Genomic DNA, 825 nt, shown 5'->3' with positions numbered 1-825 from the left:
TAAATTCTCCGCTTCGACCCGCAAAGGGGTCTAACAGGTCCTCTTAACCTTCCAGCACCGGGCAGGCGTCAGTCCGTATACATCGACTTACCCGTCTTCGCACGGACCTGTGTTTTTAGTAAACAGTCGCTTCCCTCTATTCTCTGCGGCCACAACCAGCTCAACCACGTCGGTCACCAGTCATGGCCCCCCTTCTCCCGAAGTTACGGGGGCATTTTGCCGAGTTCCTTAACCACAGTTCTCCCGATCGCCTTAGTATTCTCTACCTGACTACCTGTGTCGGTTTCGGGTACGGGCCGTATATCCACATCGCTAGAGGCTTTTCTCGGCAGCATAGGATCACCAACTTCCCCAAAACGGGTACGCATCACGCCTCACCCACATGTGCTCCGGATTTACCTAGAACACGGGCCACACGCTTACACCACGATATCCATCACGTGGCACGGCTACCTTCCTGCGTCACCCCATCACTTGGCTACTACCAGTTCAGGTCCCCAGCATCACACACACCAACCAACCTAAAAGGCTAGTAAACGGCGCGTGTTCAGGTGGGTTAGTATCCCTGATTCACCATGGGCGCGGACACACGGGTACGGGAATATCAACCCGTTATCCATCGACTACGCCTGTCGGCCTCGCCTTAGGTCCCGACTCACCCTGGGAGGATTAACCTGGCCCAGGAACCCTTAGTCATTCGGCGGAGGAGTTTTCCACTCCTCATTCGCTACTCATGCCTGCATTCTCACTCGCGCACACTCCACACTAGGGTTACCCCAGCGCTTCACAGCAGTCACGCGACGCTCCCCTACCCAACCACCAAAA

At 55.6% G+C, this 825-nt stretch carries 1 rRNA gene; it reads right to left on the bottom strand.

Annotation, left to right across the window (positions count from 1 at the left end):
- Positions 1-825, bottom strand: a 23S ribosomal RNA gene (locus HMPREF3135_RS08590); the annotation flags it as partial.

Origin of the sequence: Corynebacterium sp. HMSC14H10 (genome assembly GCF_001807105.1) — a bacterium.
Taxonomy (GTDB): Bacteria; Actinomycetota; Actinomycetes; order Mycobacteriales; family Mycobacteriaceae; genus Corynebacterium; species Corynebacterium jeikeium_D.
Note: the sequence above shows the minus strand (reverse complement) of the source record. Positions and strands in the feature narration are given on the sequence as shown.